The sequence below is a fragment of the Streptomyces sp. B21-083 genome (assembly GCF_036898825.1).
Classification (GTDB): domain Bacteria; phylum Actinomycetota; class Actinomycetes; order Streptomycetales; family Streptomycetaceae; genus Streptomyces.
The window spans coordinates 4676110-4692477 of the sequence record NZ_JARUND010000001.1 but is presented as its reverse complement, the minus strand read 5'-3'; the positions used below and the strand labels follow the sequence as shown (position 1 = coordinate 4692477).

At 67.8% G+C, this 16368-nt stretch carries 11 protein-coding genes, 1 tRNA gene and 2 pseudogenes; 4 read left to right on the top strand and 10 right to left on the bottom strand.

Translation table 11 applies throughout. From position 1 onward, the window contains the following. Positions 1 to 253: 253 nt before the first annotated feature. The 3 genes from QA861_RS21040 to QA861_RS21030 all read left to right on the top strand — a co-directional run bounded on the left by QA861_RS21040 (position 254) and on the right by QA861_RS21030 (position 5168). Complete coding sequence (locus QA861_RS21040; protein ID WP_334589865.1) at positions 254 to 3358, top strand: FG-GAP repeat domain-containing protein; 3105 nt, start codon at positions 254 to 256, stop codon at positions 3356 to 3358. 81 nt (positions 3359 to 3439) lie between these two features. Continuing rightward, positions 3440 to 4975, top strand: a complete 1536-nt coding sequence (locus tag QA861_RS21035) for an amino acid permease (RefSeq protein ID WP_334589864.1) — start codon at positions 3440 to 3442, stop codon at positions 4973 to 4975. Between the two features lie 120 nt (positions 4976 to 5095). Then, a tRNA-Lys gene (locus QA861_RS21030) sits at positions 5096 to 5168 on the top strand. 263 nt (positions 5169 to 5431) lie between these two features. Here the strand turns inward: QA861_RS21030 and QA861_RS21025 are convergent. After that, positions 5432 to 6363: pseudogene (locus QA861_RS21025) on the bottom strand (IS5 family transposase). Between the two features lie 246 nt (positions 6364 to 6609). Between QA861_RS21025 and QA861_RS21020 the strand changes: the two are divergent. Next, positions 6610 to 7179, top strand: coding sequence for a hypothetical protein (locus tag QA861_RS21020; RefSeq protein ID WP_334589863.1), 570 nt, complete (start codon positions 6610 to 6612; stop codon positions 7177 to 7179). Between the two features lie 244 nt (positions 7180 to 7423). Here QA861_RS21020 and QA861_RS21015 read toward each other — a convergent pair whose 3' ends face one another. The 9 genes and pseudogenes from QA861_RS21015 to QA861_RS20975 form a co-directional block, all read right to left on the bottom strand. Then, the gene (locus tag QA861_RS21015; RefSeq protein ID WP_334587469.1) at positions 7424 to 8296 is read right to left on the bottom strand and encodes an IS3 family transposase; all 873 of its coding nucleotides are present in this window, start codon (positions 8294 to 8296) and stop codon (positions 7424 to 7426) included. Beyond that, entirely contained in the window at positions 8293 to 8601 is a 309-nt protein-coding gene (locus tag QA861_RS21010) for a transposase (RefSeq protein WP_443041417.1), read from the bottom strand. The genes QA861_RS21015 and QA861_RS21010 overlap by 4 nt, the downstream gene beginning before the upstream one ends. A 1125-nt stretch (positions 8602 to 9726) precedes the next feature. Beyond that, on the bottom strand, positions 9727 to 10956 hold the full coding sequence (locus QA861_RS21005) for a hypothetical protein (RefSeq protein WP_334589862.1): 1230 nt from the start codon (positions 10954 to 10956) through the stop codon (positions 9727 to 9729). Between the two features lie 36 nt (positions 10957 to 10992). After that, a pseudogene (locus QA861_RS21000) lies at positions 10993 to 12518 on the bottom strand (site-specific integrase). Next, positions 12515 to 13096 carry a transcriptional regulator gene (locus QA861_RS20995; RefSeq protein WP_334590638.1) on the bottom strand — a complete coding sequence of 194 codons (582 nt, stop codon included), beginning with the start codon at positions 13094 to 13096 and terminating at the stop codon, positions 12515 to 12517. The pseudogene QA861_RS21000 and the gene QA861_RS20995 overlap by 4 nt, the downstream one beginning before the upstream one ends. A 140-nt stretch (positions 13097 to 13236) precedes the next feature. Beyond that, entirely contained in the window at positions 13237 to 13815 is a 579-nt protein-coding gene (locus tag QA861_RS20990; protein ID WP_334589861.1) for an HAD domain-containing protein, read from the bottom strand. A 30-nt stretch (positions 13816 to 13845) separates the two neighbouring features. Further along, positions 13846 to 14544 carry a class I SAM-dependent methyltransferase gene (locus tag QA861_RS20985; protein ID WP_334589860.1) on the bottom strand — a complete coding sequence of 233 codons (699 nt, stop codon included), beginning with the start codon at positions 14542 to 14544 and terminating at the stop codon, positions 13846 to 13848. Beyond that, on the bottom strand, positions 14545 to 15456 hold the full coding sequence (locus QA861_RS20980; RefSeq protein WP_334589859.1) for a phosphotransferase family protein: 912 nt from the start codon (positions 15454 to 15456) through the stop codon (positions 14545 to 14547). It abuts the gene before it with no gap. 75 nt (positions 15457 to 15531) lie between these two features. Next, a complete protein-coding gene (locus QA861_RS20975) occupies positions 15532 to 16281 on the bottom strand; it encodes a hypothetical protein (protein ID WP_334589858.1) in 750 nt (249 codons plus the stop codon). Positions 16282 to 16368: the final 87 nt, after the last annotated feature.

Here is a 16368-nt window from a genome sequence, read left to right as displayed (position 1 = left end):
TCGCCGGGCGTTCACCGAGTGATCGCTGACTGATTCCCGAAGGGCCCGTACGACTCCGGTCGTACGGGCCCTTCGGCGTCCCGGAAACCCCGTCTGCCTCACAAGTGCCCACTGATAGGCTCCCGTTGCCCTGCTCAGGGCATGCACATCTCAAGCCCATCTGATGTACAGGTCGAGGGCTTTCGAGGGACCGGGGGGTTCCGTGAAGGACCGTGATTTCGCGCGCGTTTCGGCGCGCGGTCGTGTGGGGCGCATGGGTCGTACGGGGAGACGTACGGGTGTCGCGGTTGCCGCGTCCGTCGTTCTCGGGGCCGGGTTGAGCCCCTTCCTGCCGTCGGGGTCGGCGGTGGCGGACGAGCCGCAGCCGACGCAGGAGACTGTGGTGCCGACGGCGTTCAGGAGCTACGGCCTGGACGCGTCGTTCCGGGCGTCGTCGACCCACAGTGGTCACGACGCTGCCGGGGCGCAGGGTGTGTTCCACACCCTGGAGGGCGCGACCGGCCTGCTGTGGACGCGTTACGCGGACGGCGAGTCGGTGAGTGTTCCGACGGCGCCCACGGGGACGGTGCCGTTGACGACCGGCACGGATGTCCTGGCGTACAGGTATGCCGACGGACGAGTCGACTTCTGGGACGCGACCGACGGCACCAGCCGCAGCCTGCAGATCCCGGCCGGCCTCGCCCACCTCACGTCCTACGACAACCTGACGGTCGCCTACAAGATGGTGACCGGTGAGGACGGCACGGCCACCCGGGTCATGCATCTGCTGACGCCCGGGCCGGACGGGACCACCGGGAACGTGAGGGTCACGGGCGGTCCGACCGGCCTCACGCTCGGGACAGCCGTTGGCGCGGATGCCGAGACGCTGTACTTCCGCGCCGTCGTGGAAGGGCAGTCGGGCCTGGTCGCTGTGGACCGCGCGACCGGTGAGGTGCGGGGCTGGAGCGGTCCGCTCCCCGTCGCGTACTACAAGGTGAACCTGGGCGGTGGCAGGGTCGTCGTCTCCGCCACCGACAAGGCTACGGTCCTGGTGTTCCCCCGAGACCTGTCGGGGGCGCCCGCCGAGGTCAGGCTCCAGGGCGTCAGCGACGGGGCGAACGCCACTTTCTCCCTGGCGCTCGTCGGCGACTGGCTGATCAACGGACCCTACTCGACGACCGCGCAGCCCATCGAGGGCGGCGACCAGGTGACCCTGCTGCGGTCCTCCGGCAACGCGACCGCGGCCGGTCCCGGTGGCACCGCTGTGAAGATCGGTACCGGCACCGGCGACCGGGGCATCCAGCGCATCACCCCTGGCGCGGACGGCGGACCCCCTGTCGTCAAGCTGGTCAAGCCGCTGCCCAAGCCGCCGCTGCCGATCCAGGGTCTGTCCCTGGACCAGGGGCGGCTCGTTGTGCGGGAGCAGAACAGCTCGCTCGTACTCGCCACCAGGGCACGTACCGTCGCTCCGTCCGGCACCCCCGAGTTCGGCGAGCGCACCTTGTTCGACGCCGGTGTCGCCGTCGCTCCCTGCGCCGCCGGGGACGTCGCCTGCGCGCAGGTACAGGGCACGGCCGACGGACGTGTCGCCTGGCTCGCGCACGACGAGACCACCGACCGGATCTGGGTCAACGGGCCGGATTCGGACAGCCGCTGGGAACGCACCGAGCTGCCCCGGGGTGGACGGATCACCGACGTGTCGGGCCGGTACCTCCTGTTCACGGCGCCCGCTCGGCAGGAGGTCTACCGCATCGGTGACGACGGCGGTCCCGTCGTCACCCGTACTCCTGGCGCCGCCGCTCTCTCCGGCGAGATCCTGTGGTCGACCGGCGCGGCCGCGGGCAGCGTCACGGCTTACGACCTGACCGCGAAGAAGACCACCGAGACCCTCACCACCGACGCGGGCTGCACGCCCACCGAACTCCAGGCGCTCGGCCGCTGGTTGTACTGGACCTGCGACGGCAGGGCAGGTGTCTACGACCGCACCGCACAAAGGTCCGTACCCGTGCCCGTCGGCGAGACCAAGCTCGGGGACGGATACGTCGTCACACACGACCGGCAGGCCGGGAAGCTGACCCTCACCACGGTCGCTGCCGGCACGCCCGCGAGCCGGATCATCGGCGAGCTGCCCGACACCGGGGTCTCACAGCGGGACGTGCGCTGGACCGTGGACGAGTCCGGGGCCAACGCCGCGTACGTGGACGGCGAGGAGCGCGTGCACCTCGTACCGTCCGGAGTGCCGCAACAGCCGCTGCGCCTGCTGGCGCCTGCCGTGCGCTTCCCGTTCGCCAAGGTGCGGGGATACGACGTGACGCCGGATCCAGTGGTCACCGTGCTGCTGTCGAAGCCGTCCGGGACCTGGCGGCTGACCGTACGGAGTCGGGCCACGGGGAAGGTCGTCGACAGCGTTGAGGGTGGCGCCGCGCGCGGTGAGCTGACGGTGGGGTGGGGCGGCCTGCTGGGGAGTTACGGGGGTGACGGGTTCCACCCGAACGGCTCGTACGACTGGACGCTGAGCGTCACTCCGGCGGACGGGGTCGGAGCGCCGGTGGAGGTGCGGGGCACCGTGGGGCTGTCCCGCGGTAGCGCGGTGCGCCACGACTACGTGGGCGGTCCTGGGTGGCAGTCCCCGGACGCCACCGGCGACCTCCTCTCCCTCACTCCCTCGGGCACGCTGGCGTTCCATCCGGGCACGGGCAAGGGCACGTTCTCCGGAAAGTTCAGCGGAAGCGGCTGGCCGGCCGGTATCACGGCGGTGCCCTTCGGTGACCTGAACTGGGACCGCTGCAACGATGTCCTCGTACGGCTGAGCAGTGGGGCCCTTCGCCTGTACAAGCCGGCGTGTCACACAGCGCTGAAGCCGTCGGCGCCGTACATCACACTCGGGACCAGCGGCTGGAACCAGTACGACGTGCTGACCTCACCCGGTGACGTGACGAAGGACGGTCGGCCCGACCTGATCGCCCGTAACGCCGCCACCGGCACCGTGTACCTCTACCAGGGCACGAGTGCGGGCAGGCTGTCCGCGCGCGTGAAGCTGTACGACAACTGGAAGACGTACAAGAAGGTCGTCGGCGCCGGTGACCTGAACGGCGACGGACTGGGTGACCTGCTCGCGCAGGACGGGACCAACACCCTGTACCGCTACTACGGCACCGGGAACGGCACCTTCGCCGCCCGGGCCAAGGTCCTCTCCGGCTGGGGTGCCACCTACAACGCGGTCGTCGGCGTCGGTGACATCACCGGCGACGGACGAAACGACCTGGTCGTGCGCGACACGGCGGGCAATCTCTACCGCAACCCCGGTCTCGGGAACGGGACGTTCGGGCCGCGGGTGAAGATCGGCAGCGGCTGGCAGGGGTACAAGGGCCTGTACTAGAGGACGGTTCTGGCCACGGGCGGCGATTTTCGGTCGTCCTGTGGCGCATGTCATGCCCCCAGCGGGGGCATTGCTGGGGGCATGACAGATGACGTCAGAGTGAGTGGGCTGTCGGACGAGGAACGGCTCGCCCAGCTCGGTTACACCCAGGTCCTCGCCCGCCGGATGTCGGCGTTCTCCAACTACGCGGTCTCCTTCACGATCATCTCGGTCCTGTCGGGCTGCCTGACCCTGTACCTGTTCGGCATGAACACGGGCGGCCCGGCCGTGATCATCTGGGGCTGGGTCGCCGTAGGGCTCATGACCCTCTTCGTGGGGCTCTCGATGGCCGAGATCTGCTCGGCCTACCCGACCTCCGCAGGCCTGTACTTCTGGGCGGCCCAGCTGGCTCCCCCGCGTACGGCCGCCGCGTGGGCCTGGTTCACGGGGTGGTTCAACGTGCTCGGGCAGGTCGCGGTGACCGCCGGCATCGACTTCGGGGCGGCTTCCTTCCTGGGCGCCTACCTGAACCTCCAGTTCGACTTCGAGGTCACCCCGGGCCGCACGATCCTGCTCTTCGCGGGCATCCTCGTCCTGCACGGACTCCTCAACACCTTCGGCGTACGCATCGTGGCCCTGCTGAACAGCGTCAGCGTGTGGTGGCACGTGGTGGGCGTGGCCGTCATCGTCGGCGCGCTGACGTTCGTACCGGACAAGCACCAGTCGGCGTCCTTCGTGTTCACGGAGTTCGTGAACAACACGGGCTGGGGGAGCGGCGTGTACGTCGTCGCCCTCGGGCTGCTGATGGCCCAGTACACCTTCACCGGCTACGACGCCTCCGCACACATGACCGAAGAGACGCACGACGCGTCCACGGCGGGCCCGAAGGGCATCGTCCAGTCCATCTGGACCTCGTGGATAGCGGGCTTCGTCCTGCTCCTGGGCTTCACCTTCGCCATCCAGTCGTACGACGGCGCCCTGAAGTCCCCGACCGGCGTACCGCCCGCGCAGATCCTGCTCGACGCGCTGGGCGCGACCGCCGGCAAGCTGTTCCTGCTCATCGTCATCGGCGCCCAGCTGTTCTGCGGCATGGCATCGGTCACCGCCAACTCCCGCATGATCTACGCCTTCTCACGCGACGGCGCCCTCCCCTACTCCCACCTCTGGCACACGGTCAGCCCCCGCACCCGTACCCCTGTGGCGGCGGTCTGGCTGGCGGCGTTCGGGGCACTGGTCCTGGGCCTCCCGTACCTGATCAACGTGACGGCGTACGCGGCCGTGACGTCGATCGCCGTGATCGGCCTCTACATCGCGTACGTCATCCCGACGCTGCTGCGGCTGCGCAAGGGCGAGGCGTTCGAGCGGGGGCCGTGGCATCTGGGCCGGTGGTCGCGGGTGATCGGCATCGTGTCCGTGATCTGGGTCGGCGTCATCACGGTGCTGTTCATGCTGCCCCAGCTCGCGCCGGTCACCTGGGAGAACTTCAACTACGCCCCGATCGCCGTCCTGGCGGTCCTGGGCTTCGCCGCACTGTGGTGGGTGACTTCGGCGCGCGACTGGTTCCTCAACCCCGACCACGAGCGCACCCGGGCACGCGAGGCGGCTCGCAAGGGGGCACCCGAACCGGTCGATCCATAACGAGGCCCACCATTTCCGGCACGGCCCGCCGCCCTGGCCGCCGACCGACCCGGCCGTGTCTCCGATACCCGATCGGAGTCGTGGCCGGGTCCGGCTATGCTCGGGGTTGCAACATCGCGGGGACCCTTAGCTCAATTGGCAGAGCAGTGGACTTTTAATCCATTGGTTGTGGGTTCGAGTCCCACAGGGTCTACGGTTCGCGGGTGAGGGATACCCCCTCTGACCTGCAACGCAGCGCCTGAGTCGACCTCGGTCGGGTCGGGCGCTGTGGCGTTTTCGGGGGTCTGCGTGAGCGATGCGTGAGCGGATGTTCGATCAGGGCCGCACGTTTGGTGGTGCTGACAAGATCCCTCGCCGGCACGTTTGCGAGGCTTCGCTGCGACGCGGCACCTCTCGCCCCGTGCTGCGGTACGACGGATGGCCGCAGCCGAAGGTAACTAGGACTTGTCCGCCCGATCATGTGCGGAGCCAGATGACGAGGGCTGCGACGGTGGCGGTGCCGAGAAAGACGTATCTGCGTTTGTCGTAGCGGGTGGCCACGGCCCTGGCTTGCTTGAGCCTGTTGATCGCCCGCTCGACGGTGTTGCGCTTCTTGTATCGCTCTTCGTCGAAGCCGGGTGGCCGTCCGCCGCGCGAACCTTTGCGCCGGCGGGCGGCCTGGCTGTCGGTCTTCTCCGGGATGGTGTGCCGGATGCCCCTGCGGCGCAGGTACCGGCGGCACGGGCCGTTGCTGTAGGCCTTGTCCGCGGCGAGGCTGTCGGGCTTGGTGCGGGGCCTGCCCGGCCCGCCGCGGGGGACACGAATCTTCTCCAGGACGGCCTCGAACTGGGTGCAGTCCGCGCGCTGGCCGCCGGTGACGACCAGGGACAGCGGTCGGCAGCACCCGTCGGCGCTCAGGTGGAGCTTGCTGGTGAACCCGCCGCGCGAGCGGCCCAGGCCCTCACCTCCTGCACCACCTCCACCAGGCGGGCGAGCAGGCTCTGCCACGGCGTCTCGGCCTGGTGTTCTGGGACTTCGGCCCCCTTTGAGCCGGGGGCCGGCGGCGGATCGGTGCGAGCACCGGCCGCATGCTGGTGCGCACGCACGATGGTGGAGTCCACCGCGATGTCCCAGTCGATCTCACCGGCCGCGTCGGCCGCGGACTGGACCTGCTGCAGCAGACACTCCCAGGTGCCGTCGGCCGACCACAGCCGGTGGCGTTCATAGACCGTCTTCCACGGACCGAACCGCTCGGGCAGATCCCGCCACTGCACCCCGGTCCGCACCCGGTGCAGGATCCCGTCGATCACCTGCCGGTGATCCCGCCACCGGCCACAACGCCCGTTGCTGACCGGAAGGAACGGCCGCAGCCGTTCCCACTCGCCATCCGTCAAGTCACCCCGCCCCATGCCTGACACAACGAGCCAACAGTCAGACAGTCACATGATCGGGCGGACAAGTCCTAGCTCATCCATCGTTTTCTCAGCCTGCGATGTCAGAGCAGTAGCCCACACCCTCCAACTGATCTGGCATGACTGACGGCAGTCCACTCAACACCAGACTTCAGTGGACTACTGCGTGCGGGACAGCGCGGTCCCACGCCGCTTTAGGCTTGGGTACGCGCACAACGCTCAATCACGAGAGGGCTCCTGCTGATGGCCAAAGAGATCACCGGTGATGTGACACGCTGGGACATCTCAGCGGCAGACCTGCCCGAGACAGTGCTGACTGCCCCAACGGGCGACCGCGTGTTCCTGCTCCCCGACTCAAGCATCGACGAGATGGCCGTCTACCGGGACGACGTGGCCGGCTTGATCAAGACACTGCGACACCGTGGCGTGGACATCGACTTCGCATGCGCGCGAGAAGACCGCCGCTATCTCAGTGAGTACGGGGCCACCGAGGTCGTGGCCACCATCGGCATCGCTGTGGCCACTACGCTCACCACCGATCTGGTCAAAGGCATCGTTCTGACCGTCTGGCAGCGGGCACGCTCCTCTCTGGGGCCCAGTTGCCCTGACGACGAGGTCGACGAGGCACGTGTAACGGTCAAGATCGCTGAGATCGTTCGGACCGAGAACGAAACGGCCATCCGGGGTCTGGAGATCACCAGTCGGTTGGCGGACATCGAGAACCTCATCCAAGCGGCCGTGTCCGACCCGGCCCGTGCTGAGCTTCCCCCAGCCGACCCGGACGATGCCGCTGCGGGGGACACCACAGGATGAGAGTCTCCGGCCTCGTCATCCGCACCGGGGTGCCTTTGCCCCCGGCGTCAGGCCCTGTGCGCCTGGCTATGTTGCACCAGGACGGCGTGACGGCTCTGCGAGAATCCATGCGCCTGTACGGGCAGTGCTGTCGCAGCATCTCCCTCACCTGGGGCCGGTCCTTGGCCCACCTTCCGTCCTGGTCATCGACGACAGAGGAAATCCTGAGCTTGTTCCGCTTTGACGGACACCATTGGTGTGGTGGTCAGGCTGCGGATGCGGTCTCGTATTCGGCGGGACTGCGGTAGCCGAGGCTGCTGTGCAGACGGTGCAAGTTGTACCAGCCCTCGATGAAATCGAAGATCGCGGTGTGGGCGGAGGCCCGGCTGGGCCAGGCGGTGGTGTCGAGCAACTCGCGTTTGATGGTGGCGAAGAACGACTCGGCGAGTGCGTTGTCCCAGCACTGCCCGGTGCGGCCGACCGACAGACGCACCCCCAACTGGTCTGCCAGCGCGGCAAGTTGCTGACTGGTGTATTGACAGCCGCGATCCGAGTGGAAGATCACCGGAGCGGTGGGGCGACGTTGCCGGCAGGCGTTCGTCAGGGCGTCGGCGACGAGATCGGTCCGCAGGTGATCAGCCGTTGCCCAGCCGACCACGCGGCGGGAAGCGATGTCGATGACGGTGGCCAGGTAGAGCCAGCCCTCCTGTGTGGCGATATAGGTGATGTCGCCGCACCAGCGGGTATTCAGCCCGTCGGGGTCGGGCTGGAAGTCGCGGACGATGAGATCGGGCCGCAGAACAGCCCGCGGATCGGGGACCGTCGTCAGGTGCCGCCGTCTGCGATGCCCGCCCTGCAGGCCGGCTGCCCGCATCAGCCGGGCGACGCGGCGCCGCCCGCACCCGGCACCCGCCCGCTTGAGCACGGCGTGCACGCGCGGGGCACCGTAGGTTCCCCGCGATCGCGTGTGGACATCGGTGATCTGTGCCGCCAGTTCGGCGTCACGGGCCGCGCGTGGACCGGGCGTGCCGGTGCGGCGGGCATAGAAGGCGGTCCGGGAGACCTTCAGCAGTTCACACGCCCGTTTGACGCTGTGACCTGCACGCTTCTCCGCCTCGATGAACGGGTGGACCGTCACCGGGTCTCCTTCGCGAAGAAAGCCGTCGCACGCTTGAGGACCTCCACGTCCTCGCGCAGCCGGCGGTTCTCCCGCCGCAGGGACGCCAGTTCCTCGCGTTCACCGCTGGTCAGGCCGTCCCGCTCGCCCGCGTCGACCTCGGCCTGGCTGACCCACAGCCGCACCGCGGTCTCGGTCAGATCGAAGTCCTTGGCGATCTGACCGACCGAGCGGTCACCGCGTCGGCACAGCTCGACGATCTCGGCCTTGAACTCCGGCGTGAACGAACGGCGAGGGCGAGGCTTCTTCTTCCCCATGCTCTCCATGATGGACATCCTCCCGGGGCAGAACCCCTGATCTCGAATGTCCGTCAAAGCGGATCAAGCCCAATCCACCGCCGCGGACTGTGGACGATGAGCGCACAACGGGACTTCCTTATCCACGTGTGGTCGCAAGCTCGACGCCAACTACGAGCCAACATTGCGGCGCGTACTCGGCTCTCTCCGCTTCTTATCGGTTCGTCCACCTCTGACCGGCGGGGCCACCGCCAGTACCTGGCAATGGCGCGTTCTCTCCGGCTGCCGCGCGACAAGCCCCAGCTCACCGATCCATGGCATGACCTGGAAGCGGCGGCACGCACCTCGCTCGCACGTGCAGTTGACGCCTACAACTTCCTTGAGGACAACGAGCTTTCCGAACTCGCTCACAGACACGCTCACCACGTCGCAGCCCTCGTAGGTGGACTCTTCGGCTGCAACATCGAGTACTCCGACGACGCCTACTGGGACGTATGCCGACTCACGCTCATGCACAGCAGATGGGGCATGTCTGCCGGCTTCACCGCGACTCGCGATTGTTCATTGTGCGGGCAGGACATCGATTCCTGCCCGCACTTGCTCGATACCCGATACGACATCACCGTGTGCCATGACGCTGACGGAACGTGCAGCATTTGCGGTCGGCTCAGCTGTTCACACACCGATGGCGAGACAGTCTCCGCCTTTCCGCGGCCGGTTATGTCCCAACTGCAGCTCCACGAAGTGAGTTTGGTGTCCCGGCCCAGAGACCCCCTGGCCCGCTTCGCCAAGATTGAGTTGAGCCAGGAGGTTCTCCAGCACGGCTTGGGCGAGGACCCGACGGGCAGAGACGTCTGTTGCTACCGGTGCCTTCACCCCTGCAGCGGATTTGGCGAGCTGCCGAACCTGGATTAGGACCCTGCAGTGCGTGGCGGCCACGGCACAGATAGACGGGACCCTAGCGGTCGCCTTGGTGGCCGAAGCGCCCTCGTCAGCGCGCAGATCGGGGTGATGAAGATCCGTGTGCGTTGGAGGAGGCCCGGCCGCGCCAATCGGTGGCAGCTTCCTGGGCGTGGCGGTCGACGCGTCTGTCCCACACCAGAACCGTGTAAGCCACCCGTTAGCGCAGGTCGGGGAGATAGAGCCCCGCCAGAGCTACTGCGCGGGACTGACAGAGGAAGAAGGCACTTCCAAAAGCTCCTCGATCGCCGCTACAGCGTCGGTAAGCCGACGGTAGACCTGTGCCGACCGTCCCATGCGCTTCAAGCCTCGCTGCAATGGGTCACGCATGTGCTTCTCACAGACGACGACGTCCGCGTATCCGGCTGCGCAGGACAGGTACAACATGTCCGGCAAATCATTGCGTCGCCACGTCGTTCCCTTGTTGAGGTGCCGACTATGAAGCATTTCCCGGAAGAGGCCAACGGCGGGGGACTCGCCGATCGCCCGCACCCATCCCTTGAAGCCCCACTGCCCGAATAGCTCTGTGGGAACTCCCGCCGTAGCCGCCTCCTCAGCCAACTCCTGCTGAAGATCCGTAATGATGTGGATGTCGACAGCCCTCCGCTTTTGCTGTGAATCCTGATCCAGTTCGTCTAGCCAGTCGCTGAACCGCTGACTTGCCGCCGTCCAGCCGGTGTCTTGTCCCTCACCTATCCGTTCGGTGTCGAGCATGGTGTCGATGGAAGCAGAGGCAGCGACAAGCGCGTCGAGGTGGAACCCAAACTGGCTCAGCAACGTCGGAGGCAGCCCGGAGTCAGTCCATCGAATTGGAGAGAAGAGGGCATCCGGATCGAGGGTGAAGATCGGGGCGGAGCGTATTTCGCCGGGGCGCCCCAGTCGATGGCAGAAGGCATCGTGAAGCTCGTTTCGCCGGACCTGCAGGGGGTCGCGCATCTGCCAGCCCCGGCTGTACTGCAAGACCGTGAGCCCAAGGGCGTAGCGCTTTTCCGTACTGAACCGCTTGCCGGTCTCGAAATAGTGGCTGGAAGAGGCTGGCAGGATGATCCGACGTTGTTCCACCCAATCCTTGAGCTTTCGACCAGCGGCTTGATCTTTCTCGCTACTCTTCTGCAGGTCATGGCAGGAATTGCTCAAAGTGCTCCATTGGTTCTGGTCGAGATACACCACGAGCCGTCCTTCGAGCTGATTAGCGGCCCTTCGAAGCGGCAACTCGAAGAGAATCTGGTCCCCTGCCAGGGTAGTGACGAGAAGTGCTGGTAGCGCCGGGCTGAACTCTAGTTTGGCCACTACGCTCGTGTCCTCGAACAGGGAAGGCGCTGGAATCTGCCATGCCCCGTTCCCGTCCAGGCGGGAGACCACCGTGCTCGACGACGCACGGTCGATCGTGATCAGTGTGAGGGGCAGATTGCTCTCGTTCTCCACGACAGTATTCTTGCGGTGCTCTCCTCAGGCCGTGCCCTAATTTTTTCCCTCAATCTTCCGCTCGCGGGCGCGAGGTACGAGCTTTACTGCGGCCTCGGCGATCTCACGGTCCAGCTCAGGGAGCAAGCTCGTGTACGTGTCCGAGGTCAGCGTGATGGTGGAGTGCCGCAGCGTCTCCTTCACCGTGTGGATGTCGCCGCCACCTCCGTGCACGAGCGTCGCGGTGACGTGGCGTAGGTCCCGCAGGGTGATGGGCGGCAGGTCGGTCGTTGCGAGGATGCGGCGGAAGGTCTCGGAGACCGTCTCGGGGTGGAGCCACGAGCCATCTTCCTTCGTGAAGACCTTGCCTGTGTCCTGCCAGGCGTCGCCCCACTTCGCGCGCTCCTTGTCCTGGCGGGCTTTGTGGTCGCGTAGTTCGGAGATGGTCGTGCTGTCGAGCGCGATCGTGTTCGCGCTGCCGTCCGTCTTCGGCTCCGACTCGTAGGGGTCCCAGCCGTCCACCACGATCTCCTTGGCGGGCGTGATGAGGCCGGCGTCGAGGTCGATCTCGTGCCAGTCCTGGCCGACCGCCTCGCCGCGCCGGAGGCCACGGGTGCCCATGAGGTGGAGGATCGCGTAAAGCCGGTCGCGTTCGGCCGCGTCGAGGAAGGCGCCGAACTGCTGTGGCGTCCACACCATGACCGGGCCGGGGATCTGACCGGTCTCTCGCCACCGCCGGACGCGTTCATCGGTCCACAGGAGGGGCTTCGGGCGCCTGCCTGACTCCAACTCGACGTGGGACGCCGGGTTGAAGGTGATCAGCTGCTGGGCGATCGCGGAGTTTAGGGCCGTGCGCAGGGTGCGGCGGATCGCCTGACGGGTGGCCGGGCCGGTGATCTTCCGGAACGGCTTCATCCTGCCAGTTTGGTTCGTTCGGGCGCGAGCCGCTTCCGCTCCGCTCCCACAGGGCGACCGGGCGTGCTCGGCTTGCAGCGGGCGATCTGCTCGCGGCGGGCCTCGTTCTCGGCTGCGACCACCTCGTTGTCGTCGGCTATCGCGTCGAACATCTCCACCAGGTGGCCGACGTTGAGCCGGTCGAGGCGTACGTGCCCGATGCGCGGCTTCAAGTGGACGCGGATGTGGGAGGCGTAGGCGTTGAGTGTGGTCTTGCGGCGCTTCTTCGCGGCGAACCACTGGTCTAGCCACTCGCCGACGGTGAGGTTGCCACGTAGGGCCAAGCCCGCCCTCAGACGGCGCCGGGTCTCTTCGACGGCCGGGAGTGGCGCCTTTTCGACCGCGACCTTCTCCAGCATGTCGACGAGGCGTTGCAGGCTGTCGGGGTCGTCTTTCTCTGCCAGCGCCAGCAGTGAACGGACGTGGTCGAGGTCTGACTGCGCGGCCTTGAGGGACTCGTAGCCGGCGCGGCTGAAGGAGCGGCGGACGCCGTCTTCGTTCGGTGGGAGTTCCTGGCGTATGGAGTATGAGCCGTGCTTGCGGCTGGAGAGCTTGGGGCAGTTCTTGCCGAGCGGCTTGCCGGTCTTGGGGTCACGGCAGTAGCAGTGGCGGTGGGTGGAGCCCTTCAAAGGCGTTCCTCCGGGGTGGTGTTGGGGTCTCGCGGTTCGGGTGGGTCGACGTCGCCCAGGGCGGGTGGCAGGTGGGGTGGGGTGGCGCCTTCGTCGCGGATGTCGCGGCGGAGGTAGCGGAGGTTGTACTTGGCGGAGATGGCCTCGTCGGCGTACTTGGTCCGCCTGCGCTCGGCTTCTTCCTGCTGGGCGCGGTTGGTTGCCGTCTTGGCTGCGAACCGTGCCCGTTCTTCCTCTTCGAGGGCGGCCAGGGCGGTCCGTACGAGGCTGGCGTGTGCTTCGAAGTCGGGGATCAGGCCCGCGTCGTACAAGGGCATGTCCTCGTCGCCGGTGAAGCGCCGTAGGGCATCCCAGGTGGGCACGAGGTTCTGGAAGGGGAGTTCCTGGGTCCGGTCGACGTAGCCGACCGGGAAGATCAGACAGACCGGGTACGTCTCCAGAGCGGCGGCCAGGACCATGACGTCCACCAGGGGAAGGCTGGCCCGGCGGCCGGACTCTATGTTGGCGATCACGTTGCGCGGGATGGGGTGCCCGAGTTGCTCGCACGCGTCGGCCAAGTCCTGAGCGCTCCACGCCATCTCCTTTCTTCTCCGCCGGACTTCGCCGGCGACGTTGGCCTTGAAACGCTTCGTCTGCTCAGCCAGCACATCCAAGCCGCGACAGTGCCCTCGTCTTTCGTGGCGGCGAGGGCACGAGCGCGTCCTGCGGCTTGTCCCCGCTATGCGGCTTCGGCTTCATGCGGAACGGCTGGGACATCGGTTTGTACAACGGGCAACAGCGCGGCCCACACCAGGACCTCGACCAAGTGCTCGGCCAGCAGACCGACGTGGGGATCAGGCTGGACAAGCGCGGTCGCTTGGCCGCGGGCGGTGCGCTCTGCGGCCCATCCGTGGTCGAGCGCGGTGAAGTCGTCGTCGATCCAGATGACTGGCGCGTCGCCGAGCCAGGTGTCGACGTGATCGCGTTTCCACAGATACCCGTTGGGGTGGCTGGTGGTGATCTGGGGGCATGGGAGGTCGACGTTCGGCAGGGGTGAGAGGCCGAGGAGCGGGCCGATCAGAGTGGTGGCGTCGTGGCGCCAGCTGGTGCACCAGACGGGGATGACCAGGCCGGTCCGGATCACCTGCATGAGCAAGGGGCCATGCACAGGGTTGAGCCAGATGGTGACCGGGTCGTCAACGCTCCGATCAGCAGGCACGACCTCGTGCCGGTTGTGGCTTGCCGGACTGGCCCCTTCGGCGTCCGGGAAAGGTATGAGGACGCCGTCGACGTCGAGGAGCAGGTAGGGCGTGCGCATCGGGTTCTCCCTGGGGAGCCGGGGTGGGGGTCAGAGCTTGCGCGCGGTGATCAGCAGGGTGGTGGGCCAGCGGCCACCGTGGCGGGCGTCGTGGAACTCCTGGGCCGAGGCGAGCCAGAGGCCGGCGCAGTCGAGGTGTCTCTCCCAGCGGTCGGCGTCGAAGTCCCAGCGGGCGATGGGTAGTCGGCTGCGGTCGGGGAGGGTGACGTAGTCGCGGCGGGGCCGGTCGCCGGTGGCGGGGCGCAGGCCGCCACGCTGGGGGTGGGGGACCGAGAAGGCGAGAGTGCGACCGGGTTTGAGGCGCTGGGCGATCGCCGGGAGCAGAAGCTCGGGGCCTACGAGCCCGATGGCGACGAAGACCGAGTAGACGGCGTCGAACTTCTCGTCTGTGGCTTGCAGGTAGTGCAGGGCGTGGCCGGCGACGAAGGTGAGGTTGTTCAGCCGGCCGTAGTGCGAGCGGGCTCGGCGGACCTGGAGGCCGACGAGGTCGACGCCGATGACATGGGCGCCGTAGCGGGTGGCGAGGTGGGCCGCGTTGTGGCCGGGGCCGCAGCCGAGTTCCAGCAGTCGCTTGTGGCGCAGGTCCGGGCCGAGGATTTCGGCGCCGGGCCCGCTGCCGGGCCGGGTGGTCCATTCCATCCGGGCGGGCACGGCCAGCGGCTCGGCGGGAGCAGCCGTGGTGCGTTGCAACGCGTGGACGTACCAGGGGGAAGCCTGGGCGGCGAGCACCTAGACCTCCAGGAGGTGGAGGACATCGGTGAGGTGACGGCGTACGGCCTTGATGTAGGCGGGGTCGGTGGCCGGATCGTTGACCCAGCGGATGGACTGCTCCATGAACCACTCGACGGCCCACGTGCGGTGCCAGCCCAGTGCCCACTTCTCGGCGGGCAGGCCGCCTCGTTCGGCGAGGGCGTCGGGGGTGCCGCCTTCGGTGACGTAGGTGTCCAGGAAGACTCGCAGGCGTACGGGATCGGGGGTGTCGAGCGTGCCGTGCCAGCTGGCCAGGTCGAGGAGGCCGGGGCCGGTGAAGGCGCGGGCGAAGTCCAGCAGCCGCCAGCCGTGCCGGCCGATGTGGAGGCTGGTTGGGTGGAACTCGGAGTGCACCCAGCCGAACGGAGCCACCGTCGCACCGGCCGAGCGGGGCTCGGCGGCTTGAACAATCCGGTCGAGGGCGTCCTCGACGTCGTCCGCATCCTGCCACCGGTCGGCCTTGCGGAGTCGGCCGAGGTGCTCCAGGGCTCGGCTCGGCAGGGTGCGCAACCGTTCCTGGTCCAGGACGGGCAGGGCGGCAGCCGTGCGGGTGCCATGCAGGACAACGGCTGCGGCAGCGCCGTCGAGGTCGTCGGCCTCGCGAACGGGGGCGCCGAGGTCTTCCAGCAGCATCCCGAGCCAGCCGTCCAGCACTGCGGAGGCGTGAACGACAGGCACCGGGACACCGAGGGTGTGAGCCAGCCGGAGGGCCTGGTCCTCCCTGTCGAAGGGCCTCTTGGCATACTTGAAGATGGCGGTGGCGCCGTCGGGGAAGGTCAGGCGCTCGACGCCGGACATGGACCACACGCGCACTTCCTCGCGAACGGCGGTGGTCTGGCCGGCCAGGGTGAGCAGGTTGTCGAGGAGTTCGGTGCTGGGGTTCGCGGTCACGTGGGGCTCCAGGGGGTTGGTGGCGTCCGGGGCGGGCGAGAGATGTCGGCCCGCCCCGGAGCCGGGATGGTGGTGCTACGCGGCCGGCGCCACGCGGTGGGCGTAGACCTGCTCGATCCAGCCGGACTTGAAGGCCGCGAGGTCGTCGCGGAAGGAGGTCATCGAGGCACCGTAGGGCGCCACGACGCCACCGGACTGGTCCGGCACGGACTGGCAGCCATGCACGAGCCGTCCGCCGAGAGCGGCGTGGGCCTTGATGGCCTCGATGCGGCGGTGCTCGTTGAACCAGCCGCCGTGGTAGACCTCGTCGAGCATGGCGCCCGTCTCGTCGTCCAGGTCGAAGACCACGGAGGTGGCGGCGGGGAAGAACCAGCACGGGCCGACGTTGGAGATGTGTCCGTCCAGCTCGACCTTGTTGAGCGCCATCAGCGTGGCCGCCTCGCGCAGCATCCGCAGGTGGTCGGCGGTGAACTGCGGCAGGCCGAGGCCGGCGAGGTGTTCGTCGCGGAAGAGGTAGGCGTACACCTCGTAGGCGGTGGCGAGCACCTGGGCGGCGTCCGAGGTGGACTTGGCGTGGGTCTTGATGAACTCCAGCGCGAGCTGCTCGACCGCGCTCTCGGTCGTCTCCTCCACGTTCAGGAGCTGGGACTTGACCAGCTCCCAGTCGGCGATGAGCCAGGTGCTGGACTCGAAGCGGAAGAAGTACTCGGCCGGGTCGATGGTGATGCGCCGGCTGTCGATCTGGATGCCGGGCAGGCGGCTCCAGCGCTCGTCGAATGCCTCGGGCAGTACGACCGTGATGGCCGCGGTGTCGATGGTGGTCACCGTGTCTCCGTCTCTGATCGGCCGGGTTCGGGCACAGGAATGCCCGAACCCGGTGTAGGCGTACGGAACTTCGGGGCCGCCCGACCG

Coding starts and splice junctions, on each gene's coding strand:
- QA861_RS21040 (WP_334589865.1), top strand. CDS start 254: ATGGGTCGTACGGGGAGACGTACGGGTGTCGCGGTTGCCGCGTCCGTC.
- QA861_RS21035 (WP_334589864.1), top strand. CDS start 3,440: ATGACAGATGACGTCAGAGTGAGTGGGCTGTCGGACGAGGAACGGCTC.
- QA861_RS21020 (WP_334589863.1), top strand. CDS start 6,610: ATGGCCAAAGAGATCACCGGTGATGTGACACGCTGGGACATCTCAGCG.
- QA861_RS21010 (WP_443041417.1), bottom strand. CDS start 8,601: ATGGAGAGCATGGGGAAGAAGAAGCCTCGCCCTCGCCGTTCGTTCACG.
- QA861_RS20995 (WP_334590638.1), bottom strand. CDS start 13,096: ATGGCGTGGAGCGCTCAGGACTTGGCCGACGCGTGCGAGCAACTCGGG.
- QA861_RS20990 (WP_334589861.1), bottom strand. CDS start 13,815: ATGCGCACGCCCTACCTGCTCCTCGACGTCGACGGCGTCCTCATACCT.